This window comes from Anoxybacillus sp. FSL W8-1294, assembly GCF_037965005.1.
GTDB lineage: Bacteria > Bacillota > Bacilli > Bacillales > Anoxybacillaceae > Anoxybacillus > Anoxybacillus flavithermus_G.
In genome coordinates this window covers 2,200,378-2,224,815 of the sequence record NZ_CP150179.1, presented here as the reverse complement: position 1 = coordinate 2,224,815, position 24,438 = coordinate 2,200,378, and the positions used below count along the sequence as shown (strand labels likewise).

Sequence of the window (24,438 nt, the reverse complement as noted above, 5' to 3'; positions counted from 1 at the left end):
TATGGAAAAAGAAAAGTTGCGTGAAGGATATACGACAGGGGCGTGTGCAACGGCTGCGACGAAAGCAGCGTTATGTGCACTCATTACTGGCGTGAAACAAACAGAAGCGACCATTATGTTGCCGATCGGACGAGAAGTTACCTTTGCGATCGTTTCTTGTGAAATGGAAGAAGAACGAGCGAGCGCAACGGTAATTAAAGATGGGGGAGATGATCCAGATGTGACACACGGTGCCTCTATTGTCGCAACTGTAAGCTGGGCGAAGGAAGGGATTCATATTGACGGGGGAGAAGGCGTCGGAAGAGCAACAAAACCGGGTTTACCTATTCCTGTTGGCGAAGCAGCGATTAATCCCGTGCCGCGGCAAATGATGATGGACGTTGCCAATGAGTTGATGACAAAATACGGTATAAAACGTGGTGTGCGCATTATTATCTCTGTTCCAAATGGAGAAGAAATTGCGAAAAAAACGTTGAATGGTCGCCTTGGTATTGTAGGGGGCATTTCCATTTTAGGTACGCGTGGGATCGTCGTCCCATTTTCGACGTCTGCTTACCGAGCAAGCATTGTACGTGCGCTTGAAGTTGCGGTTGCTTGTGGCTGCGATCACGTTGTTGTCACAACGGGCGGAAGAAGTGAAACATATGCAATGAAACAATATCCCCACTTGAAAGAAGAGGCGTTCGTTGAGATGGGGGATTTCGTTGGTTTTACATTAAAGCAATGTAAGCGGCTTGGCATAAAAATGGTGTCGCTCGTTGGGATGATGGGGAAGTTTTCAAAAGTTGCGCAAGGAGTAATGATGGTTCACTCAAAAAGTGCGCCTGTTGATTTTCAATTTTTAGCAGACGTTGCGAAACAGTCGGGTGCCCCGATCGATCTTGTTGAAGCAATTAAACAAGCAAACACAGCGTCGCAAGTTGGCGATATGATGTATGAAGCAGGATTCTTGTCTTTTTTTGATTTGTTATGCGACTATTGTTGCCAGCATGCGTTGCGGGAAGTGAATGGCGGACTTCTTGTTGAGACGACGCTATATACGCTAAAAGGGCAATTGTTAGGAAAGGCGGTGCGAGGCGATGGAGCGAATGAAGTTAATCGGGATTGGTGCTGACGGAGCAGCATCCCTCCCTACGCTATATAAACAATGGATTGATGAAAGTGAACGGCTTGTTGGTGGGGAACGGCAATTATCTTTTTTTCCTTATTATCGAGGGGAAAAAATCGTTATTCGAAACAACTTAACGTCACTTTTAGCGACGTTAATAAGCGAACCGAAAAAAACAGTCATTTTAGCTTCAGGTGATCCGATGTTTTATGGGATTGGCAGCTATTTAGCCAAAAAAGTGCCGATTGAAGTATATCCTTCTGTTAGTTCGTTACAATGGGCGTTTGCGAAAATGGGAGAAAGTTGGCATGACGCATACATCGTTAGTTTGCACGGGCGTATGATGAAAGGGTTGGCACAGCGAATCGATGGGAAAGAAAAAGTGGCGGTTTTGACGGATGATACGAATGATCCACGAGCGATCGCTTCGTACTTATTGTCATACGGAATGACGGAATATGAGGCGTTTGTTGGCGAAAATCTCGGCGGGGAAAACGAGCGCTGTCGTCTTTTGACGCTAGAAGAAATGAAAGATGCTTCTTTTGCTCCGTTAAATATCGTTATTTTACGACGTACAAACAAAGGTCCAAGCTGGACGTTTGGAATTAATGATGAGGAGTTTTGGCAAAGGAAGCCAGAGAAAGGGCTTATTACGAAAAAAGAAGTGCGTGTACTAAGCTTGCAATCGCTTCGCCTTCATGAAAAAAGCGTTGTATGGGACATTGGGACGTGCACCGGGTCTGTCGCGATTGAAGCGGCAAAAATCGCTCGTGAAGGAGCGGTGTTTGCGATCGAGAAAAATGTCTACGATATTGAAATATGTCAGAAAAATATGAAGAAATTTCGTACCGATTTTACACTCGTTCACGGTCGAGCACCGGAACATTTAGAGCAGTTCCCGGATCCAGATGCAGTTTTTATTGGTGGGACATCAGGAAGTTTACAAGATATCATTGCAGAGTGTTGTACGCGATTAAAAAAAGGTGGGCGCATCGTCATCAATGCGGTCACGGTCGAAACGTTATATGAAGCGGTAGATGCATTACGAAGTCATGGATATGCTGCCGACATTTTGCTCGCTCAAGTTTCACGGAGCAAACCGATTTTACAATTGACGCGTTTTGAGGCGTTAAATCCAATATATATTATTTCAGCATGGAAGAGGGATACAGAATGATTGGTACGTTATACGGCATAGGAGTTGGTCCGGGGGACCCAGAACTACTAACAGTCAAAGCGTTTCGTAGATTGAAAGAGGCGCACGTCATTGCTTATCCAAAAAAGGCGAATGGCAGTAAAAGTTATGCGCAGCAAATTGTCGATGCGTACTTTTCTTCAGAGGAAAAACATATGCTTGGTCTTGTATTTCCGATGACGAAAAATGAAGATGTGTTGCGGGAAAAATGGAATGAAACAGTCGAAACGGTATGGACTTATTTGCGTGAGGGGAAGCATGTTGCGTTTGTGACGGAAGGCGATCCGCTTTTATATAGCACATGGATTCATTTTATGCGCACGATGCAAATGAAATATCCAGACGTTCCAATCGAAATTGTACCTGGCATTTCATCTATGAATGGAGCAGCCGCACGTTTGCAGTTGCCGCTAGCGGATGGGGATGAGACAGTTGCCATCGTCCCAGCACGAGATGATTATGATGCGATGAAAAAAGTGATTGAAACGCACGATTGCGTCATTTTTTTAAAAGTCGCAAAAGTGATGTCGCTGCTTCTTGCCATTTTAAGGGAGATGAATATAACAAACAAAGCAGCAGTTGTGACAAAAGTGACATCTCACGAAGAGGTCATATGGAATATTGAACAGTTGGAGCAAGTGTCATTACCTTATTTAACATTAATGGTGGTGAGAAAGTGAAAATATATATTGTCGGCGCTGGTCCGGGAGCGAGCGATTTAATTACAGTCAGAGGAATGAAGCTGTTGCAGCAAGCGGACGCCATCTTTTACACCGATTCGCTTGTCAATGATGAACTGCTTACATATGCCAAAAAAGACGCGCGTATTTTTTGTACTTCGGGCATGCATTTAAAGCAAATCGTTTCACTTATGTGTGAAGAAGTGAAAAAAGGGAACATGGTCGTCCGTCTTCATACAGGAGACCCATCCGTTTATGGAGCAACGATGGAGCAAATTGTGCTGTTGAAAAAAGAAGGCATTGACGTTGACATCGTGCCGGGGGTTAGTTCTGTATTTGCTGCCGCCGCTGCCGCACAAGTAGAATTGACCGTACCGAATTTAACGCAAACGGTCATTTTAACGCGAGCAGAAGGAAGAACCCCAGTTCCTGAAAAAGAACAGCTCGCTTCGTTGGCGCAACATCATTGTACAATCGCTCTTTTTTTAAGCGCAACGTTAACGAAAAAAGTGACTGCAGCCCTTCTTGAAGCAGGGTGGAGTGAGCATACTCCTGTCGTTGTTGTGTATAAAGCAACGTGGCCGGACGAAAAAATTGTGCGTTCTACTGTTGGTACGCTCCATGAAGATATGCAGCGCCACGGCATTCGAAAACATGCCCTTATTTTAGCAGGCTGGGCGCTTTCTAATGAACTCGATGAATCATGTCGTTCCAAATTGTATGATGAAACGTTTACACACGGCTATCGAAAAGGTGGGGAATAACATGTATGCCGTTGTAGCCATTACGAAGCACGGAGTAGAAATTGCACGAAAACTACATGAAACACTCCCAGATACACACGTGTATTACACAGATAAATTTGCAAAAGGTGATGAAAAGCAAAAAGGTATTTATTTATTTTCTGGAAATGTTCGCTCTCATTTAGGAAAATGGTTCGGCACGTACCGCGGTCTTATTTTAATTATTTCTCTTGGGGCAGTTGTGCGCATGATTGCCCCGTTACTAAAAGATAAAAAAACAGATCCTGCTGTTGTTGTTATTGATGATAAGGCGGAACATGTCATTAGTGTATTATCCGGCCATTTAGGTGGGGCAAACGAATTAACGCGCCAAGTAGCGGCATTGCTGCATGCCCGTCCAGTTATTACAACAGCATCTGATGTGCAACAAACAATTGCTGTTGATTTATTTGGCCGCTCGTTCGGATGGGTGTGGGAGAACGAAGAAAACTTAACACCTGTGAGCGCCGCTGTTGTGAACGAGCAACACGTCGCGATTGTACAAGAATCAGGGGAGCGGCATTGGTGGACATATGATGCACCGCTTCCAGCGAACATTCGTACATATGGGTCGATTGCGGAAGCGCTGAAAGCAAGGCCTGATGCAGCATTAGTTGTGACGCATCGGCTGCTCGAGAAAGAGGAACAAGCCATTTTACAACATGGAGTGTTGTATCGCCCAAAAGTGATTGTTATTGGTATCGGCTGTAATCGTGGGACAAGCGCACAAGAAATTGAACAAGTGATTTGTGATACGTTACAACAGCTACGTTTCTCTATAAAAAGTGTGAAAGCGCTATGTACAATTGATTTGAAAAAAGATGAAGAAGGTTTATTAGCCGTAGCAAACAAATATGGGTGGCCGCTTATTTTTTATACGCCCGAACAATTAAACGCCGTTCCGATTGATGAACCGTCTGAAACAGTATTTCGCTATACTGGGGCATATGGTGTAAGCGAACCTGCAGCAAAGCGGTATAGCGGACAACAAAAGCTTATTTTAACGAAAAAAAAGAGTGGGAATGTGACGATTTCCGTTGCGCTATGGGAGGGAGAGCGGTGAAAAGAATTGTCGTGGCTGGGACTGGGAGCGGTGTTGGAAAAACGACGATAACGCTCGGCTTAATGAGTGCGTTTAAACAAAAAGGCTATGTTGTGCAAGGGTTTAAATGTGGACCTGATTACATTGATCCGACATATCATACGGCGGTGACAGGGAGGCGTTCGCGCAACTTAGATAGTTGGATGGGGAACGAACAAATTGTGCGCCACGTATGTAGCCGTGGGAGCGAAGGAGCACATTTGTCGATCATCGAAGGGGTAATGGGACTATTTGATGGGAAACGAGCGACGACAGATGAAGGTTCCACTGCAGAAATTAGCATCATCACGGAGAGCCCGGTGTTGTTAGTTGTTGATTGTTCAGGAATGGCGCGAAGTGCGGCGGCTGTCGTGCGCGGGTTTCAATCGTTTCATGAGCGCGTTCGCATCGTTGGGGTGATCGCGAATCGTGTCGGGAGTGAAGGGCATTTTCGGCTTGTGAAAGAAGCGATTGAACAACAATGCCGTATTCCTGTCGTTGGCTATTTGTTAAAAGAAAACGATTTGAAGATTCCAGAGCGTCATTTAGGGCTTGTTCCATCTGTGGAGCGTGGAGAGCTTCAACCGTTTTTTAATGAGCTTGGCAAGCGAATAGAGAAAACGGTTGATTTGGATGCGATATGGGACTTAGCCGAGGCGAATGAGCTGACGAGCGCTCCACTTTTTCAGCCGAAGCAAACGTATGATGTACGCATCGCTGTGGCAAAAGATGCCGCATTCCATTTTTATTATGAAGAAAATTTAGAGATGCTTCAGTCGTATGGAGCAGAACTTGTTTATTTTTCACCGCTTGCTGGTGAATGTGTTCCACATGATGTACATGGGCTATATATTGGTGGAGGATTTCCAGAAGAATTTGCAGCGGAGTTGGCGCGTGATGAAGAAGTAAAACGCTCGGTCGCCGCAGCGATTCAGCGCGGCTTGCCGACGCTTGCAGAATGCGGGGGATTTATGTATTTAACTGAAGGAATTGTGACTACAGATGGGCAATATTACGAGATGGTCGGCGTCATCCCAGGATACGTACGTATGCAGCAAAAGCTCGCTGCTCTCGGATATCGCGAAGTGACGGGACGAAAGGGGAACTTTTTGCTTGAATATGACAGAGCAAAAGGGCATGAATTTCATTACTCGACGTTTGTCCCACGCAAAGAAGAAAAATTTGCATATGAAGCGAAAGGTTTGCGCGGGTGTAAAAAAGATGGCTACATGGACAAGCGTCTTGTCGCCGGTTACGTTCATTTTTATTTTCCGTCTAATCCTTTGCTTGTTGAGCGATGGCTCAAGGCGTGTAGCGAGGTGAAAAAAGATGCGTAAGGCGCTTCCGATTATGTTTCAAGGAACGCATTCGGATGCCGGAAAGAGCGTCATCGCGACCGCTTTTTGCCGCATCTTTGCGCGCAACGGTTGGAAAACGGCCCCGTTCAAATCACAAAATATGTCGCTTAATTCATACGTGACGCTCGATGGAAAGGAGATTGGACGCGCGCAAGGGGTGCAGGCGGAGGCAGCGGGTGTTGTCGCGACGACGCATATGAATCCGATTTTAATTAAGCCAAGCCGCGATCAAGAAGCGCAAATTGTTGTACATGGGAAACCGTATGAAAATATGAAGGCGAGCGACTACCGAAGCGAGTTTTTTCATACTGGACTTCAGCTTATTCAACAATCGCTTGATATGTTGATGAAGCAATACGATCGTCTTGTCATTGAAGGAGCGGGAAGCCCTGCAGAAGTAAATTTAAATGATCGCGAACTTGTGAATATGCGTGTAGCACGCATGGCAAATGCTCCGGTCGTTCTCGTTGGCGACATCGAGCGAGGAGGGGTGTTTGCGAGTTTAGTTGGCACGTTGCAATTATTAGAGGAACAAGATCGCAAGCGTGTGATTGGCGTCATCATTAATAAATTTCGTGGCGACCTTTCGCTTCTTCAGCCGGGATTGCGCTGGTTCGAACAATATACAGGTGTGAAGGTGCTTGGCGTTGTTCCGTATACGCACGTGCGCATCGATGCGGAAGATTCGGTTGCACTTTCTCGTTATGCGACGAAAAAAGACGATGGGAAAGCGATCGATGTAGCCGTCATTCAATATCCTCGCATTTCCAACTTTACTGATATCGATCCGTTTTTTGCGGAGCCGGACTGTTCGGTACGGTTTGTGTCGGACGCGTCGTTGTTAGGTGAGCCCGATATACTCATTTTGCCTGGAAGTAAAAATACGATCGAAGACGTTTGTTTTTTAAAAGAAACGGGCTTATTTTCTGCTATCCGACGCTTATATGAACGAACGGATGTGACGATCGTCGGCATTTGTGGCGGCTATCAAATGCTTGGCGAGCGCATTCAAGACCCTTTTCATGTCGAAACACCGCTTGATGAGATCGACGGATTAAGTTTATTGCCGATGGAGACGACGCTCGCTCGCGAAAAAACGACGGTGTTATGCGAAGGAATATTGACGTTCAAAGGCGAAACGTTCCACGTAGAAGGCTATGAAATTCATATGGGACGTTCAAGCGTAAAACGAGGCGAACCGCTCATTTTTATGGAAGGGAAAACAGATGGATGCAAAACGAAAGATGAACGTGTCATCGGAACGTATATGCACGATTTATTTCATAACGATGCGTTTCGTCATTATTTGTTAAATGATGTACGGCGAAAAAAGCACGTTTTATTCCCTATAGAGCGACCGTTTTATCGGCGATTGCGCAACGAAGCGTTTGACGAGCTAGCAGATTGCGTCGAAAAACATGTCGATGTGAGAACGATTGAACGAAAAATGATTGAATTTCAAAGGGGGAGATATGGTGATGCATAAAGGAAAAGTGTACATTGTCGGGGCAGGTCCGGGGGATGAGAAGCTTATTACCGTATATGGGCGCGAATGTATAGAGCGGGCGGATGTCATTATTTACGATCGGCTCGTGAGCAAACAGCTGCTTGTATATGCGAAAGAAAAAGCCGAGCTACTATACTGCGGTAAAGAGCCGAAAAAACATGGAAACATTCAACAACAAATTCATCATTGGCTTGTGGAACATGCCTTGCAAGGAAAAACGGTTGTTCGATTAAAAGGCGGTGATCCATTTATGTTCGGTCGCGGTGGCGAAGAGGCGGAGCATTTGCGGAAACATGGCATCCCGTATGAGATCGTTCCAGGTGTGACTACTGGTGTGGCTGCGCCAGCATACGCCGGCATTCCGGTGACACATCGCAACTATGCGGGCGGGGTGACGTTTATTGCGGGACACCAAAGCGGAGAACGTGATCGTATTCGCTGGTCTGCGCTTAGCCAAGCGACAGATACGCTCGTATTTTATATGGGGATGGCAAATATCGCTTACATTTGTGAACAACTACAACGTCATGGGAAAGATGGGCATACGCCAGTGGCCGTCATTGAATGGGCAACGACAAATAAGCAGCGGACAGTCGTCGGTACGTTGCAAACGATCGTTGACATCGTCAATGAAAAACAACTTTCTTCCCCCGCGATTATTGTTGTCGGGGATGTTGTGAAACTGCACGATCAGTTAAAGTGGGTGGAAGAAACATGGTGATTGTTTATACAGGGGACGGAAAAGGAAAAACGACTGCAGCGGTCGGTCTTGCTGTTCGGGCCACGGGGCATGGGAAAAAAGTGATTGTCATTCAATTTATTAAATCGCCGCACCGTCCATATGGTGAGGCGAAAATATTCCAACAACTTGGCATCGCCGTACACCAAACAGGTGTTGGTTTCACATGGACGAAAACACCGTCTGAGCATCGCGAAGCATTGCAAAAAGGGTGGGCGCTAGCGAAAGAGTGCGTGCAATCAGGTATGTATGATGTCGTTATTTTAGACGAATTAAATGTTGCGTTAGCGATTACATCTTTTCCGATTGATGATGTTTTGCCGCTTCAAGATGTTGTGTACACATTGGTGAATAAGCCAGCACACACACATGTCGTTGTGACAGGAAGAGGGGCAAAAGAGGAAATGATCGAACTTGCCGATTTAGTGACGGAAATGAAAGAAGTGAAACATTATTACCATGAAGGCGTTCATGCGATCAAAGGGATTGATTTGTGAAAAAGCTGACTAAAGTCAGCTTTTTCACAACACATTAAAGTATCTCGCTTCCGGATGGGCGAAGACGATGGCGGAGACAGACGCTTCCGGTTCCATCATATAGCCTTCCGTTAAATGAATGCCGATTTCTTCTGGGCGTAAAAGGCGGAATAGTTTCTCTTGGTCTTCGAGATTTGGACAAGCAGGATAGCCGAAAGAAAAACGTTGTCCTTGGTATTTTGCTGCAAACCGTTCTTCCATCGTAAAATCAGGCGAATCAGGAAAGCCCCAACGGTCGCGCATAATTTGATGCACGCGTTCCGCCAATCCTTCCGCTAGTTCAAGCGCTAACGCTTGAATCGCGTGGCTTTTCAAAAATTGCCCTTCTTCTTTGAACCGTTGTGCTAAATCGCGCACGCCTGCCCCGGCGGTAACGGCAAATAGCCCGACGTAGTCGATTTGTTCGCTAGAAAGATAGTCTGCTAAACATAAATACGGTGCTTTCGTTTGTCTTGGAAACGTAAACGTCTCAATGACCGTTTGTTGATCGCGCGGATCGTAAATGATCACCGTATCGCCGTCGCTTGTTGCTGGGAAAAATTGATATACTGCTTTTGGTGCAAGCGAACTTGTTTGTTTTGCCTCGGCAAGTAATTCATCGATGAGCTCTTTTAACATGATCGCTTTTTCATTTCCTTCCGCCAACAGCTGTTTGACGTTTCCTTTTAAGCCGAGATGGTGTCCGAGCAACATTTGCCAATTGACGTACGGTTCAATGTGTGAAAGCGGAATGTGTTGTAATATATGCCTTTCTGTATCGGTCGGAACGTAAATAGGTGCTTGCTTCACATTGGACTTTGTCATGACAGTGACAGCGTTTTGCTGTTTTGTTACATGTTCCACTTTTTCTTTTTTCTCATAGACGATATCTTGTTGAACGATGCGATTGGCTAGCGTCAGTCCTTCCATCGCATCTTTGGCGTACAAAACGATACCGTCATATTCAGGGGCAATTTTCGTATCGGTAAATTTGCGTGACAGAGCCGCTCCGCCAACTAAAATCGGTAACGAAATGCCAGCTTGTTTTAAGTCTTGTGCGGTAAGCACCATTTGTTGTGCTGATTTCACAAGCAATCCAGATAATCCGATCATATTCGGCTTCTCGCGGCGCACCGCTTCGATGAGTTGTTGTGGTGTCACTTTAATGCCTAAGTCAACGACATGAAACCCGTTATTGCTTAAAATAATGTCGACTAAATTTTTACCGATGTCATGTACATCTCCTTTGACGGTTGCAAGCAGCACTTTTCCTTTCACGCTCGTTTCGTTTTTCTCCATATACGGCTCTAAAAAGGCGACCGCGGCTTTCATCACTTCCGCACTTTGCAACACTTCGGCGACGATGAGTTGGTTGTCGTTAAATAAACGACCGACTTCGTCCATTCCGTTCATCAACGGACCGTTAATAATGTCAAGTGGGCTGTACGTTTGTAATGCGAGCGTTAAATCTTCAATGAGCCCGTCTTTCGTTCCTTCAACGACATATGCGGCGAGCCGTTCTTCTAACGTCATATGGACGTTTGCTTGTTTCGGCTGTTTCGTTTTATCGCGATAAAATTGAATAAACGCGTTTAACGTTTCATCGTTTGTGTCAAATAACAACGCCTCGGCTAAACGTACTTCTTCTTCAGGAATGGAAGCGAATCGCTCTAATTTTTCGGTATTGACGATCGCATAGTCGAGACCAGCTTGTGTGCAATGGTATAAAAAGACGGAGTTTAACACTTCGCGCCCGACAGGTGGCAAACCGAATGAGACGTTGCTAATGCCGAGCATCGTTAAACAGTTCGGCAAATGTTGTTTAATGAGGCGAATGCCTTCAATGGTTTCTTTCGCTGCACCAATGTATTGTTCATCTCCTGTGCCGATCGGAAAAACGAGCGGATCGAAAATGATGTCGTGCGGTGAGACACCGTATTTGTTGACGAGTAAATCGTATGAACGAAGGGCGATATCAAGTTTTCGTTTCGCTTCGATCGCCATGCCTTGTTCGTCAATCGTGCCGACGACGACCGCTGCTCCGTATTGATGAAGAAGCGGAACAATTTTTTCAAATCGTTCTTCGCCGTCTTCTAAGTTAATCGAGTTAATAATTGCTTTTCCTTGTGAATACGATAAAGCGCAGGCAATGACGTCTTCGTCTGTCGAGTCGATGACGAGCGGCACTTTCACTTTTTTCACGACTTGTTGAATAAATTGTTCCATATCTTCTTTTTCATCGCGGTCAGGGTCGGCTAAACAAATGTCGATGACGTGCGCCCCGTTTTTCACTTGAGCGCGAGCAATTTCTGCCGCTTCTTCATATTTTCCTTCCGCAATGAGCCGTTTAAACTTGCGCGAACCGATGACGTTTGTTCGTTCTCCGACAAAAAGCGGGCGCATCGTCTCATCGTAAACGAGCGCATCAATGCCAGAGACGGCATGCATCGGAAACTGTTTCGGAATGACGCGCGGTGGCACGTCGCGAACGGCTTCAGCGATGGCGCGAATATGTTCAGGCGTCGTACCGCAACAGCCGCCGACGATATTTAACCATCCTTTCTCGGCAAATTGGCGAATTTTTTTCGCGAGCATGTCTGGCGTTTCGTGATAATGTCCTTCTTCGTCCGGAAGACCGGCGTTTGGATAACAGCTGACGGCTGTATTGGCGAGGGAGGCGAGCGTGCGCAAATGATCGGTCATAAATTCTGGACCGGTTGCACAGTTTAAGCCGACGGCAAATGGTTTCATATGTTGAATCGAAATAAAAAACGATTCGATCGTCTGTCCGGCAAGCGTCGTTCCCATCGGTTCAATCGTTCCAGAAATCATAAGCGGCACTTGTTTTCCGACCGCTTTAAACGCTTCGGTTATGCCTAGAAAAGCGGCTTTGACGTTTAACGTATCTTGGCACGTTTCTAATAAAAGAAGATCGACGCCGCCAAGTAATAGTCCACGCGCTTGTTGTTCGTATGCGGCGACAAGTTCAGAAAACGTCGTTCCGCCTGTAACAGATAACGTTTTCGTCGTCGGTCCCATCGAACCAGCAACGAAGCGTGGCCAATCGCTCGTTGAATATTGCTCCGCGATTCGCTTAGCGAGCTTTGCCGCTTCGATATTTAACTCAAGGGCGATATGTCCGAGATTGTATTCATCTAATACGATGTTCGTTGCGCCAAACGTATTCGTTTCGACGATGTCCGCGCCCGCTTCAAAATAAGCTTCATGAATGTGGGCAATGACTTCTGGGGCGGTGATCGTCAAATATTCATTGCATCCCTCGTACGCTTCACCGCCAAAGTCATCCGCTGTTAAGTTGGCGGCTTGAATCATCGTTCCCATTGCCCCGTCAATAATTAAAATTTTCTTTTCAAGCTGTTCGAGTAAACTAGCCATGGTAAACCGTCCTTTCTTTTTTGAGCCGCTCTTTTTCGTGCGTGTAGCGAACGAGTTCGACCGTCATATCGTAACGTAAAAACGGTGTAATTAAATAAATACCTTGGAATAAATCGAATGCTGCGTCGATAAGCGATTTGGCGATTGCCAATCCTTCTTTTGTTGCTTGAATCGGGTCATTGGCGCAAGCGGCCATGCGAGCGCGAATGTCATCAGACAATGTAATGCCCGGTACTTCATGGTGTAAAAAGTCGGCGTTTCTAGCGCTTGTAAGCGGCATAATGCCGATGTAAATTGGCGTCGCCAAATGTTTTGTCGCCTCGTATACGTCTTCGATTTGTTTTTCACTATATAGCGGCTGCGTTAAAAAATATTGCGCTCCGCATTCAATTTTTTTCTCTAGTCGTTTCACCGCTTTATCTAAATGGCGTACGTTCGGATTAAAGGCCGCAGCGATGGAAAAGTTCGTTTTTTGTCCGAGCGGTTTTCCAGAATACGAAAGCCCTTCGTTAAATTGACGAATTAACGAAATGAGGTCAAATGACGATAAATCGTAGACGGATGTCGCCCCTGGAAAGTCGCCGACTTTTGATGGATCGCCGGTTAAAGCGAGCACATCGGTCATGCCGAGCGTATGAAGCCCCATTAAGTGCGACTGTAAGCCGATTAAATTGCGGTCGCGGCATGTAATGTGAATAAGCGGGCGCATGTTCAGTTGTTGTTTGACGATCGTTCCGACAGCGACGTTGCTAATGCGTGGTGTTGCTAGCGAATTGTCAGCAAGCGTTAGCGCATCAATATGTGCTTCTTTCAACGCTTTGGCGCCTTCTAAAAATGTTGTTAAGCCGAGCTTTTTTGGTGGATCGAGCTCGACGATGATCGAACGGCGCGTGCGGGCGATGTCGGCTAAGGAAGGTTCTTTCGCCCGTTCCGCTTCTTGCACGACGATTGTATGCCGTTGTTTCACTTTTTTTTCATATACAGGTGTGCGGTCGGACAGGGCGCGAGCGATAGCGGAAATATGTTTCGGCGTCGTTCCACAACATCCGCCGATGAGTCGAACTCCTTGATCGCGAAAGGCGCGCGCTGTTTCTTCAAAATATTGTTCGCTCGTTTCATAAACGAACCGTCCGTCGCGATATTGCGGCAAGCTTGCGTTTGGGTACACCGATAAAAAGGCGCGCGTCGGAATCGGCACTTCTTCAAGCGAGCGCAACATATGATACGGACCGAGATGGCAGTTTAAGCCAACGACATCGGCGCCAAGCTGTTCGAGTTGACACAGCGCATCTGCAAGCGGCATGCCATGTTGTAAGACGCCAATGTCGTGCAAGGTGACGTGGGCGATGATCGGCAACGTCGTTTCTTGGCGAGCGATGGAAAGAACGGTTTGCAGTTCTTCAAAATCGTAATACGTCTCAAGCAGCAGGCCATCGACGCCTTCGTTTAACAAGACGTACAGTTGCTCGCGAAACGTTCGTTTCACTTCTTCGAGCGAAATGGTGCTTTTATTTGTGCTGCGGAGTCCCCCAATTGTGCCGAGCACATAGGCGCGTCCTTTTGCGGCTTGCTTGGCAAGTTGGACAGCCGCTTTATTGATTTCTTTCACATCGTCTTGCAAGCCGTAGCGAGCAAGTTTTACATAGTTGGCGCCATATGTGTTCGTTTGGATCACTTCAGCTCCTGCTTCGATATACGCTTCGTGAATATGAACGATTTCTTCAGGCTTTGTCACATTTAATTCTTCAAAACAGCGATCGATGCCGTGCGCATATAATAACGTCCCCATCGCTCCATCGGCGATGACGATGCGTTCTTTTAAATCATCTAGCAATCCCACGTCCATTCCTCCGTTTCTTTTTCAAATAAAAAAGTCTCCTCCATAAGAAGAAGACGTTGCACGCTCCTTCTTATCTTCCAAGCGAATCGCTTGTCTGGACTTAGCACCTTGACGATCGTCAGGTTGCTGAAGGTTCATCGGGCCAGTCCCTCCCCTTCTCTCGATAAGATGATGTGTATGAAGTTACTCATAAATGTAACTGATTTTTTAGAAATATTCAACTATTTTATTTGAGAAAAGAAAAAAGAAGGCGCATAGCCTTCTTAACGGTAGTTGACGAATTGGACGTCGATCGGTAAATCTGCTTCGCGAATCGCGGCGATGACTTTTTGCAAATCGTCTTTACTTTTGCCGCTGACGCGAATTTGGTCTTCTTGAATTTGACTTTTCACTTTTAAACCTGTATTTTTAATGATTGTGTTAATTTTTTTCGCGTTGTCTTTGTCGATGCCTTGAACGAGTTTCGCACGCTGGCGCACCGTTCCGCCAGACGCAGCTTCCACTTTTCCGTATTGAATGTTTTTTGTAGGGACGCCACGTTTAATAAGTTTGCCGATGAGCACATCTTTCAGTTGTTCTAGTTTGAACTCGTCGTCGGAAATAAGAATAAGCTCGTCTTTTTCAAGCGAAATGTCGCTTTTGCTCCCTTTAAAGTCATAGCGATTTTGAATTTCTTTTAACGCGATGTTGATGGCGTTCGTGACTTCCGACAAATCGACTTTTGACACGATATCAAATGAACTTTCTTTTGACATATGGATCACCTCGGCATAAATTCGTTGTGTTTCCATTATAGTCGATCGTTGGCATATGAACAACTTTACAAAATTTTTATATTAAAAAGTAAACAAACTGTCGAATGTTGTCGATATAATAAATGAAGTGAGATTTAATCGAATAGTAAGGAGATGAGGAAATTTTATGAAAAAAATCATTTCACTCATGATGGCATTTGTTTTGTTGCTTGCCGCTGGGTGTTCGCAAACGAGCTCATTTCAGCCGAAAGAGCGTGTAAAAATTGGCATTATGTTATCAGACGTTGGACTTGGCGATCAATCATTTAGCGATTCGGCGTTTAAAGGATTGATGAAAGCGCGTGATGAACTTGGCGTCTTTTTTGACTATCGCGAATTAAAAGAAACCGGAACGTATGAAAAAGGGCTAACGGAACTTGTTGAAGCTGGGAACGATCTTGTCATCGGACTTGGGTTTATGGTGCAACAAGATTTAGAAAAAGTCGCGAAAAAATATCCGAAACAACAATTTATATTGATTGATGCGGTGTCTGATTTACCAAACATCACTTCGATTACGTTTAAAGAAGATGAAGGAAGCTTTTTAGCGGGCGTCGTCGCTGGCATGTTGACGAAAACGAACAACGTTGGCTTTGTTGGCGGAGCGGATGTACCTTTAATTCGTAAATTTGCAAACGGCTTTATTCAAGGGGTAAAAGCGGTGAAGCCAGAAGCGAAGGTACAAGAAGTGTATGCCGGCAATTTCGGTGATGATAAACTTGGGGCACAAATCGCGAAACAAATGATCGGAAACGGTGCCGACGTGTTGTACGCAGCAGCAGGGTTTACAGGTGTTGGCGTGTTGCGCGAAGCGGAGATGAATAAAAAATATGCGATCGGTGTCGATAGCGACCAATATTTTTATGCGGAAAAAGCGGTTGTGACATCGATGTTAAAAAATGTCGATGTGGCGCTATATACGGTCATTCAACAATATGTCGAAAAGAAAGAAGTGCCTAAAGGGACGGTCGAACTCGGCTTAAAAGAAAACGGTGTTGATTTAGCACCGATTCGCGTTGTGACATTCACTCCAGAACAACAAGCAACGCTTGAAAAATGGAAAGAAAAAGCGACGAACGGCATCGCACAATAAAGGAGGGATACGATGTCCATTAAACAGCGATTGTTATTTCATTCATTAGCCACGCCAATTATTGCAGGCGCCATTATTGTGTTTATTATTATGAATATGCTGTCGATTCAATCGTCCAATCAAGATTTTGTGCCACTCATGATGAAGACGCAACATTTACAAGCAGAATTGAAGGCGACGAAGCAAAGTTTAAGCAACTATGCGTATAGCCCGACAGAAGGAAATAAACAAGAAGTGCTTGTTCATTTAGCGGAATCGGAAAAGCTACTTCAAGCGTTAAATAAAGGATTAACTCAACCGTATTTCCGTTCTGCACTTGAACAGGCGAATAAAAAATTTGCGGCGCTTGATGCGGAATCGAAAGCGGCACTTGATGCGCGAAATGTAGCGGAAATTCGCCGCCAATCGATGCGGGCAGAAGGAGTATTAAACGACATATACGTCGTGAACACGTATGTCGCTGAATATTATACGTATATGCAACAAACGTTACAAAAGCAAATTTCAGGCGTTATTACCATTTCGCTCGTTGCGATTGTCATCGTGTTATTGTTTGCTGGATTTAGCGGATTCCGTCTAACGCAAAAAATTACGACGCCGCTCAAAAAAATTGCTGAAAACGCGAAGCAAATCGCAAGCGGCAATTTGCGCATCGAGCCTGTGAAATATAACGGGAAAGATGAGCTTGCTGATTTAAATGCAGCATTTACAACGATGGCTGATCAACTAAACGGTTTGCTTCAGTCGGTTGATACAGTAAGTAAGCAAGTCGAGACGTTTGCGAAAGATATTGATGATGAAACGAAAATGTTGACGGAAATTAATAGCCAAGTTGCCGTATCAACGAACGAATTGTCGGCAGGGGCACAAAGTATTTCGGAAGACTTGCAAAGCGCGGTGCAACTCATTGAGCGAATGGAACAAATGGTGCAACAAAATGTCACACGCACCGAACAAACAGCTCGATATAGCGATGAGGCGGTGGAAGCGATCACGCATGGTCAAGCTGCGCTAGCCGAACAAAAATCGTTTATTGATGAAAATGCGAAAGCGACCGCTTCGATTGAACAATCAACGAAGCAGTTTGCAGCGTATGCAAGCAAAATTGAAGATATGGCTAAAGCTGTATCGGACATTGCTACGCAGACGAACTTGCTTGCGTTAAATGCCGCGATTGAAGCGGCGCGTGCAGGGGAGGCAGGGAAAGGATTTGCAGTCGTCGCGGAAGAAGTGCGCAAACTGGCAGAAGAATCATCGAAAGCGACGAACCAAATTTTTGAGATGGTTCAGCTTATTCAGTCAGGGCTAACGAACATCACTGAAGCGGTTCGCCGCGGCGTTCATATCGCTGATGCGCAAACAAAAGCGATTGAGATGACAACCGATGCGTTTGCACAAATTGAAAGTAAAGTACAACATATTACAACAGACATGCAAGCGCTTGTGATCGGTATGGACGAATCGAAAGAGCTTGGTAAAAACGTCTTGCAAAACGTCGAAAGCATTAGTGCCGTTGTCGAACAGTCCGCAGCAGGTAGCGAAGAAATTGCTGCGTCAATGGTTGAGCAATTAGAAGCGTTCAAAAAAATGAGCGAAAAAGTGACGACGTTGCGCCAACTAACAGACGACTTACAAAAAATGATGGCGAAGTTTCAAATGAAGTAAAAAAGATGCTCCGCGCGAGCATCTTTTTTGTTTACAAATGATTCGTTTCTTTTGAGTAGGCGCGCTTGCCAGCTTGGCGATTTTTCTCGCGCTCCATATTTTTTTCGTGTCGTTTCGCGTTATTGTCTTTTGCTTTTTTGTCGTTGTCGCTTGTCATCGCTTCGTCACCCCTTTAAAGGGTAGTGTAATCAATGCCCAAGCTGTTTATTCAAGAAAAAGAGGGCGATCGTTCCCGGTCCGGCATGTGCTCCGATGACGCCGCCGATTTCAGAAATGAAAAATTGTTTGCAGCCGAACGTTTCTTCAATCATCGCTTTTAGTTCGAGCGCCGTTTGTTCGTCATCGCCATGGCTAATGCCGATGAGCTGGTTTTGCACGTCTGCTCCGCGCTCTCGCATGATCTCAACCATGCGCTTTAGTACTTTCTTCCGCCCGCGCACTTTTTCAATCGGAATCAACTTTCCATCTTCGACATGAAGAAGTGGTTTAATGTTTAGTACCCCGCCGACAAATGCTGCTGTTTTGCTGACGCGACCGCCGCGCGCTAAATATTGTAGGTCATCAACGGTAAAAATATGTTCCATATGGCGACAATACGTTTCAATGGTCGTCACGACATCTTCATATGCGATACCGCTTTCTGCAAGCTCAACGGCTTTTTTTACGACAAGCCCAAGACCGAGCGATGCGCATTTCGAGTCGATAACCGTTAGCTTTGCATCAGGGTATCGTTCAAGCACATCATTTTTTATCATGACCGCTGTTTGATATGTACCGGATAAAGCAGAGGAAAAGGCGATATAAATGGCAGGAATGTTTTCTTTGGCGAGCGTCGTAAATAGCTCTTCCATTTGCGCTGGTTTTGCTTGCGATGTTTTCGGTACGTCGCCTGCGCGCATGGCATCGTATACTTGCTTTGGCTGGATCGTCAGTTGATCATCGTAGTCTTTGTCATTTATATGAACAGCTAACGGTAAAAAAGCAATTTGTTTTTCTTGTATAAAAGAAAGTGGCAAATCGCACCCGCTATCCGCTATAATTTTAATATTCATTTCAATCACCCCTATGTATGTACTTATTTTAAGTGTAGCGATTATTATGAAAAAAAACAATTTTTATCGCTTTGTAGGAGGATGTTCTGTGGACGTAAAAAAACTGTTTGTCGTCGTCATTGGCGGATTATTAAACGCCATCGGCATGAATTTATTTTTAATTCCAGCGAACGTATATACGAGTGGGTTTGCTGGAGCGGCGCAGCTTATTTCCAAAGTCGTAGGCGACTACACACCTTATGCGCTTTCGACAGGTTTGTTGCTTTTTTTATTCAACATTCCGGTCGCTATTTTAGGATGGAAGAAAGTGGGTAAATCTTTTACGTTTTATAGCTTTTTAAGCGTTGTGTTTATGTCGCTATTTCTTGAAATCATTCCTGTTCGTCCGCTTTCTGAAGACATTTTATTGAACGCCGTTTTCGGCGGAGTGATTGCAGCAGTCGGAACGGGCTGGACGTTAAAATGGGGGGCGTCAACAGGCGGATTAGATATTATTGCGCTCGTATTGTCTCGCGTCAATGATCGTTCGGTCGGCACGTACATTTTTGCGTTAAACTCGATTATTATTTTAACCGCTGGATATGTGTACGGATGGGAAAAAGCGTTATATACGCTCGTGACGTTATATGTGACGACGCGCGTCATCGATGCGATTCATACGCGCCATCAAAAATTAACTGCGCTCATTATTACGACAAAAGGGGAAGAGATGAAGCAAGCGATCAAGTCACAAATGATTCGTGGCATTACCGTCATTCCGGCGAAAGGAGCATTTTTAAACGAAGATAAAGATATGCTTATGATCGTTATTACACGTTATGAGTTGTTTGATTTAAAACGAATTATTAAAGAAGTCGATCCAAAGGCGTTTACAAATATTATGCAAACGACAGAAGTTGTCGGGTTTTTCCGAAAAGATTAAAGCTGCGCGTGACGCGCAGCTTTTTACAATGTATCGAGCTCATCTTGCAAATCGTGCAACTGTCTTCGTTCCGCATCGTTCGCATTCGCAAAAGCGGATGAGAGCGCATTTTTCGCTACAGCGATGGCGCGTTCTGTTTTTTCCTCTTTTGCTTTAGCGGCCGCTTCTTTTGCTTGTTGAAATAACGGATTACCCATATTAAAATCCCCCGAGATTCGTAGGTATTGTCAAAAGTTTTAAAGACATACCCTAAGTTTTTATTGATTTTATGCGGTTTTCGACAAAAAAAGCTTGCCACCCCTGCTGTTTTTGGTACGATTGAGGTAACCACACACCCAATCCAAACAAAGGAGTGACAAGCTTGTTACCTCAATTATTAATCAAATGTCTTCAAATAATCAAGACCCAATATCAAATCATTATTTATTTACTAGGTGTACTTTTTGGAAAGTCCCTCACAGACTGGGATGACGAAGAACCGGTGAATCAATCGTATCAGAAACTCCAAGTCGATGAACTGCCTGTCATCGAAACGCTTCCGCGTTTAGACTATCGTCATCTTCTTGTCGAATACGAACAACAACACGGAAAACCGTTGAAGCCGATCAAGAGGCACGCGAACACGAAAACCACGGTGCCTGATGCATTGACGTGTCCACAGTGCCAAGCGCCATCTAATTATGTGTACGCCAACAACGGAGGTAAAGGGCAGTATCAATGCAAAGTGTGTCGTTGCCGTTTCAACCATCGTAGCCGTTTTGCCAAACAAGTGATTTTTCGGTGCCCACATTGTTTAAAGGCACTCGAGAAAATCAAAGAGCGCAACGATTATTACATCCACAAATGTAAGAATGATGATTGCTCGTTTTACCAAGCAAACTTGCGACAGATGACACCTCAGGAAAAAGAACAGTTTCAACATGCGCCGTATGCCTTTAAAGTTCGATACATTTTCCGTGAGTTTCTCTTTGATTTTCAGCCGTTGGCACCGTCGTCACCGATACAGTCGAAGGTGGATTTGTCGCGTCTTTCCGTGTCTTCGCATACACTCGGACTCATCTTGACGTATCACGTCAACTATGGACTCTCCACGCGGAAAACAGCGAGGATCATGAAAGACATTCATGGGTTGTCGATTTCTCATCAGACCGTCATCAACTATGCCAACAGTGTTGCGCTGATCGTCAAACCTTTCATCGATCACTTTCCTTACGAACTGTCTGGTTCTTTTTGCGGCGACGAGACGTATATCCGCGTCAAAGGGTGCTGGCATTACTTGTTTTTTATGTTTGATGCCGTGAAAAAGGTCGTGCTGTCTTATCGGGTCTCTCCACATCGGGATACACTCTCTGCCATCCGTGCGATCGATGATGTTCTCAAGAAACTGCCGTCCATTCCTGAAGATTTGTCTTTTGTCGTCGATGGCAACCCGATCTACTTGTTGGCGCAGCACTTTTTCGCCCAACAAGGGATTTCTTTCGATGTCCGTCAAGTCATCGGGCTGACAAACGAGGATCCTGTGTCCGAGGAATATCGACCACTTAAACAGATCATTGAACGATTCAACCGAACGTTTAAAGGCAACTACCGACCGACTCATGGGTTTGGCGCAGAAGAAGGCTCGGTTTCCTTTGTCACACTCTTTGTGGCGTATTTCAACTTCTTGCGTCCGCATAGCGCGTTAGAAAAACGGGTACCGGTCGTCATCCCAGCATTAGAGAGCCTTCCGCATATGCCGGCACGTTGGGCAAGGCTCATTGTCATGGCTCAAGAGATGTTGACCCAACAAGCTGCATCCTAAGGACGGATTCGGCGGAGCGTACCCTTGACCATCCGAACCTCGCCAAAGGTAAAATCAGGATAGGGCAAGGGCTGCTTTCCTATGCCCTTCTTTTCTGCCCTTGCCCTTACTGACCGTTTTTCTCCTTTGGCGAGTGTTGGTCAAGGGCGAATCCAATTCCACTATCCTCTTTATTTTCCTTCAACAGGTAGACCATGATGACTTTTCATAGATTTTTTGACGCTACCGATTCGTATGATCCGCTTTTTCTGCTTTGCGTTGTTCCGCTTCTTCATACGTCATATGATACGGAATGCGCTCATCATGTTTATAAACCGCATCAGCACCTTGTTGAACGAAACGTTTTGATTTATTTCGTTTGCCCACACGATATGCCCCCTTGTTTGCCGCTTGTGACGCATATGGCGTCGATGATAGTTTGTTCATGTTTACGTCACAATACGTAAGGAAATTTTTTATAACTTTAATAATGATTGCAAATAAACAGCGATCCCGTCTTCTTCGTTCGTTTTTGTCACATCGTCTGCGACCGCTTTTAGCGGTTCAATCGCATTGCCCATCGCGACACCTAATCCAGCCCATTTTAACATCTCGATATCGTTATCTTCATCGCCAAAAGCGATGACGCGCTCGCGTGGAATACCGTAATAGGAAGCAATTTTTTCAAGACCGACTGCTTTATGAATGCCGCTTCGGACGATTTCGATGACGTGCCACGGGGCTGTCCAACTGCGGTGGTCGATGACGTTGGCATGCACTTCAGATAAATATGTGCGAATGCGCCCGACGTTTTGTTCGTCAGATAAAATTAAAATGCTCGTTGGATCTTTTCGTAAAATGTCACGTAAGTTTCCGATATGCACATTTGGATTTCCTAAATTAAACAAATCAAGCAACTGCTCGTCATGTTCGTGAAAATAAACATCGTCCATCACTTCGGCTAAAATGTTGCGTACGTTATATTTTCGGCTTACTTCAACAATTTCTTTTACTGTTTCTAACTGAAGTGGCGTATGGTACATTCCCCAGCTGTCATCTTTCGGATGATGGACGAATGCACCGTTGAAATTGACGATCGGCGTCGTTAAGTCGAGTTGTTCATAATACATTTTACTTGCGCGATACGGGCGACCTGTTGCGATGACGACGACATGTCCCGCCGCTTTTGCTTTTTGAATAACATCATAAGAACGTGAAGAAATCGTTTTATCATCTTTTAACAACGTCCCATCTAAATCAATTGCAATTAAATGTTGTTCCATAACCGTTCCCCTTTTCGTCAAAATTATTCCTCATTCAGTGTATCGTTTTTCCAAAATATTTGTCTATATGGTAATATAATGTTAAAACATCATATGGGAGATGAGAACATGGTATCCATTATTCGCGAGTCGATCGCAAACATTCCTTGCTTACATGTCGTAAAAGAAGATGGTATCCATCATATGCGTCCACTTGTCATTTTTATTCATGGTTTTACGAGCGCAAAAGAACATAATCTTCATTTCGGCTATTTGCTTGCCGAAGCTGGATATCGTGTCGTGTTGCCGGATGCGCTGTATCATGGGGAACGTCCAAATCCGCTTTCTGACGATGAACTTCATTTGTCGTTTTGGGATATTGTGTTAACGACTATTCGCGAATTAGAACAAATAAAAAATGAGCTTGTGGCGCGAGAACTTGTTGATCCAAAGCGCATTGGCGTCGTTGGGACATCGATGGGGGGCATTGTGACGTTCGGGGCACTTACGCAATACGATTGGATTCGCGTCGCCGGCTCATTGATGGGAAGTCCGTGCTATAAAACGTTTTTTGATTTACAATTGCAATTTGCAGAAAGAAAAGGGATGACGTTGCCGCTCTCTAGGCAGCAACTTGAATCGTTGCGCAACACGTTAATGACATACGATTTATCATTGCAACCTGAAAAATTAAATGGCCGTCCGCTTTTTATTTGGCACGGAAAACAAGATGATGTCGTTCCGTTTGATTATACATACGCCTTTTATAAACAAATTGAGCCGTTTCATCAGCCGCTTACGATGCTAATTGATGAACATGCGGGACATAAAGTGACGCGCGAAGCGTTTTTACAAACGGTTCAATGGTTTGTCACACATTTATAAAAAAATGTGATAGACGTCACAAAGAAAAAAGAAGGAGAGTGGTACAATCGAAGATGAAGGAGGGGATACGATGATTCCAAAACAACACGGCGCTTGGGCGATGTTACTTATTCCGTTTTTATTCGGCATCGATATCGGTCAAGCGACATGGCTTCATCTTCCGTTATTTGTCGCATGGTTTTTCCTATATTTAGCCACATATATATGGACGTTAATGATAAAAAAACAAGCAACTGTTCGTCATAAAAAATGGTTTGCAACATATATGTTGATCGCGCTTATTTTTGTCGCGTTTCCACTTGCTTACAAACCGTCGCTCATTTATTTCGGTTTAGCGATGCTTCCGTTCTTTATTGTAAATATGTATTTTGCGAAAAAGAAAAAAGAGCGTGCGTTTGTAAACGATGTCGCTGCCATTATCAACTTTTCCATTGGTGGACTTGGGAGTTACTACATCGGTACGGGACATATAGATGAAAAAGCGTTGTTTTTATTTATTGCTTCTGTTTTGTTTTTCATCGGAAGTACATTTTACGTGAAAACGATGATTCGCGAAAAAAACAATCCACGCTATAAGTGGGCGTCATGGTTGTTTCATCTATTTGTCGTTGTCGCATGTGTTGCAACAGGAAACGGTTGGCTTGCCTTCGCGTATGTGCCAAGCGCCGTACGGGCGATTTATTTTTATGGAAAAGCGTTGTCGATTAAAAAAGTAGGGATTTACGAAATTGTCAATGCTGTTTATTTTGCGCTTGTCATCGTTATGTTTTATTAGCGGTTGAGA

At 44.8% G+C, this 24,438-nt stretch carries 23 protein-coding genes and 1 riboswitch; of the genes, 15 read left to right on the top strand and 8 right to left on the bottom strand.

The annotated features are described in order from the left end of the window. The first annotated feature begins 1 nt into the window (after position 1). From NSQ23_RS11870 to cobO, 9 genes are read left to right on the top strand one after another with little or no spacing between them, the layout of a single operon-like run. Positions 2-1,114 carry a cobalt-precorrin-5B (C(1))-methyltransferase gene (locus NSQ23_RS11870; protein ID WP_339170893.1) on the top strand — a complete coding sequence of 371 codons (1,113 nt, stop codon included), beginning with the start codon at positions 2-4 and terminating at the stop codon, positions 1,112-1,114. Further along, complete coding sequence (gene cbiE / locus NSQ23_RS11865) at positions 1,080-2,285, top strand: precorrin-6y C5,15-methyltransferase (decarboxylating) subunit CbiE (protein ID WP_339170892.1); 1,206 nt, start codon at positions 1,080-1,082, stop codon at positions 2,283-2,285. Before NSQ23_RS11870 ends, cbiE begins: the two co-directional genes overlap by 35 nt. Then, entirely contained in the window at positions 2,282-2,983 is a 702-nt protein-coding gene (gene cobI, locus NSQ23_RS11860) for a precorrin-2 C(20)-methyltransferase (RefSeq protein WP_339170891.1), read from the top strand. Before cbiE ends, cobI begins: the two co-directional genes overlap by 4 nt. Next, positions 2,980-3,747, top strand: a complete 768-nt coding sequence (cobM, locus tag NSQ23_RS11855) for a precorrin-4 C(11)-methyltransferase (protein WP_339170890.1) — start codon at positions 2,980-2,982, stop codon at positions 3,745-3,747. Before cobI ends, cobM begins: the two co-directional genes overlap by 4 nt. A 1-nt stretch (position 3,748) precedes the next feature. Beyond that, entirely contained in the window at positions 3,749-4,828 is a 1,080-nt protein-coding gene (locus NSQ23_RS11850; RefSeq protein ID WP_339170889.1) for a cobalamin biosynthesis protein, read from the top strand. Next, on the top strand, positions 4,825-6,183 hold the full coding sequence (locus tag NSQ23_RS11845; protein ID WP_339170888.1) for a cobyrinate a,c-diamide synthase: 1,359 nt from the start codon (positions 4,825-4,827) through the stop codon (positions 6,181-6,183). Before NSQ23_RS11850 ends, NSQ23_RS11845 begins: the two co-directional genes overlap by 4 nt. Next, entirely contained in the window at positions 6,176-7,690 is a 1,515-nt protein-coding gene (locus NSQ23_RS11840; RefSeq protein ID WP_339170886.1) for a cobyric acid synthase, read from the top strand. Before NSQ23_RS11845 ends, NSQ23_RS11840 begins: the two co-directional genes overlap by 8 nt. After that, on the top strand, positions 7,683-8,432 hold the full coding sequence (cobA, locus tag NSQ23_RS11835) for a uroporphyrinogen-III C-methyltransferase (protein WP_339174408.1): 750 nt from the start codon (positions 7,683-7,685) through the stop codon (positions 8,430-8,432). The genes NSQ23_RS11840 and cobA overlap by 8 nt, the downstream gene beginning before the upstream one ends. Continuing rightward, entirely contained in the window at positions 8,426-8,947 is a 522-nt protein-coding gene (gene cobO / locus NSQ23_RS11830) for a cob(I)yrinic acid a,c-diamide adenosyltransferase (RefSeq protein WP_339170885.1), read from the top strand. The genes cobA and cobO overlap by 7 nt, the downstream gene beginning before the upstream one ends. A 24-nt stretch (positions 8,948-8,971) precedes the next feature. On the opposite strand, the gene metH is transcribed toward cobO, so the two are convergent. The 3 genes from metH to NSQ23_RS11815 form a co-directional block, all read right to left on the bottom strand. Further along, on the bottom strand, positions 8,972-12,361 hold the full coding sequence (metH, locus tag NSQ23_RS11825; protein WP_339170884.1) for a methionine synthase: 3,390 nt from the start codon (positions 12,359-12,361) through the stop codon (positions 8,972-8,974). After that, on the bottom strand, positions 12,354-14,201 hold the full coding sequence (locus NSQ23_RS11820; protein WP_339170883.1) for a bifunctional homocysteine S-methyltransferase/methylenetetrahydrofolate reductase: 1,848 nt from the start codon (positions 14,199-14,201) through the stop codon (positions 12,354-12,356). Before NSQ23_RS11820 ends, metH begins: the two co-directional genes overlap by 8 nt. A gap of 67 nt (positions 14,202-14,268) precedes the next feature. Continuing rightward, a riboswitch (SAM riboswitch) is annotated at positions 14,269-14,371 on the bottom strand. A gap of 93 nt (positions 14,372-14,464) precedes the next feature. After that, positions 14,465-14,956 carry a YajQ family cyclic di-GMP-binding protein gene (locus NSQ23_RS11815; RefSeq protein ID WP_009361924.1) on the bottom strand — a complete coding sequence of 164 codons (492 nt, stop codon included), beginning with the start codon at positions 14,954-14,956 and terminating at the stop codon, positions 14,465-14,467. A gap of 166 nt (positions 14,957-15,122) precedes the next feature. Here NSQ23_RS11815 and NSQ23_RS11810 point away from each other — a divergent pair, with 166 nt between their 5' ends. Both NSQ23_RS11810 and NSQ23_RS11805 read left to right on the top strand, forming a co-directional pair. Continuing rightward, positions 15,123-16,088, top strand: a complete 966-nt coding sequence (locus NSQ23_RS11810) for a BMP family ABC transporter substrate-binding protein (protein ID WP_339170882.1) — start codon at positions 15,123-15,125, stop codon at positions 16,086-16,088. 12 nt (positions 16,089-16,100) lie between these two features. Next, entirely contained in the window at positions 16,101-17,753 is a 1,653-nt protein-coding gene (locus tag NSQ23_RS11805; protein ID WP_064220500.1) for a methyl-accepting chemotaxis protein, read from the top strand. A 31-nt stretch (positions 17,754-17,784) separates the two neighbouring features. Here the strand turns inward: NSQ23_RS11805 and NSQ23_RS11800 are convergent, their stop codons facing one another. Both NSQ23_RS11800 and NSQ23_RS11795 read right to left on the bottom strand, forming a co-directional pair. Beyond that, positions 17,785-17,910, bottom strand: coding sequence for a DUF3941 domain-containing protein (locus tag NSQ23_RS11800; RefSeq protein ID WP_003395443.1), 126 nt, complete (start codon positions 17,908-17,910; stop codon positions 17,785-17,787). A gap of 31 nt (positions 17,911-17,941) precedes the next feature. Continuing rightward, entirely contained in the window at positions 17,942-18,805 is an 864-nt protein-coding gene (locus NSQ23_RS11795) for a DegV family protein (protein WP_339170880.1), read from the bottom strand. An 88-nt stretch (positions 18,806-18,893) separates the two neighbouring features. Here NSQ23_RS11795 and NSQ23_RS11790 point away from each other — a divergent pair, with 88 nt between their 5' ends. Then, on the top strand, positions 18,894-19,727 hold the full coding sequence (locus NSQ23_RS11790; protein ID WP_339170879.1) for a YitT family protein: 834 nt from the start codon (positions 18,894-18,896) through the stop codon (positions 19,725-19,727). A gap of 23 nt (positions 19,728-19,750) precedes the next feature. Here NSQ23_RS11790 and NSQ23_RS11785 read toward each other — a convergent pair whose 3' ends face one another. Beyond that, entirely contained in the window at positions 19,751-19,924 is a 174-nt protein-coding gene (locus NSQ23_RS11785; protein WP_339170877.1) for a DUF3813 domain-containing protein, read from the bottom strand. A 164-nt stretch (positions 19,925-20,088) separates the two neighbouring features. On the opposite strand from NSQ23_RS11785, the gene NSQ23_RS11780 reads away from it, so the two are divergent. Further along, positions 20,089-21,528 carry a DDE-type integrase/transposase/recombinase gene (locus NSQ23_RS11780; protein ID WP_339170875.1) on the top strand — a complete coding sequence of 480 codons (1,440 nt, stop codon included), beginning with the start codon at positions 20,089-20,091 and terminating at the stop codon, positions 21,526-21,528. A gap of 222 nt (positions 21,529-21,750) precedes the next feature. Here the strand turns inward: NSQ23_RS11780 and NSQ23_RS11775 are convergent, their stop codons facing one another. Both NSQ23_RS11775 and NSQ23_RS11770 read right to left on the bottom strand, forming a co-directional pair. After that, positions 21,751-21,954, bottom strand: a complete 204-nt coding sequence (locus NSQ23_RS11775; RefSeq protein ID WP_339174473.1) for a hypothetical protein — start codon at positions 21,952-21,954, stop codon at positions 21,751-21,753. Positions 21,955-21,983: 29 nt separating this feature from the next. Then, positions 21,984-22,790: a Cof-type HAD-IIB family hydrolase gene (locus tag NSQ23_RS11770; protein WP_339170873.1), complete on the bottom strand. Its 807-nt coding sequence runs from the start codon at positions 22,788-22,790 to the stop codon at positions 21,984-21,986. Between the two features lie 78 nt (positions 22,791-22,868). On the opposite strand from NSQ23_RS11770, the gene NSQ23_RS11765 reads away from it, so the two are divergent. After that, entirely contained in the window at positions 22,869-23,654 is a 786-nt protein-coding gene (locus NSQ23_RS11765) for an alpha/beta fold hydrolase (protein ID WP_339170872.1), read from the top strand. Positions 23,655-23,724: 70 nt separating this feature from the next. Then, positions 23,725-24,429, top strand: coding sequence for a YwiC-like family protein (locus NSQ23_RS11760; protein WP_339170871.1), 705 nt, complete (start codon positions 23,725-23,727; stop codon positions 24,427-24,429). Positions 24,430-24,438: the final 9 nt, after the last annotated feature.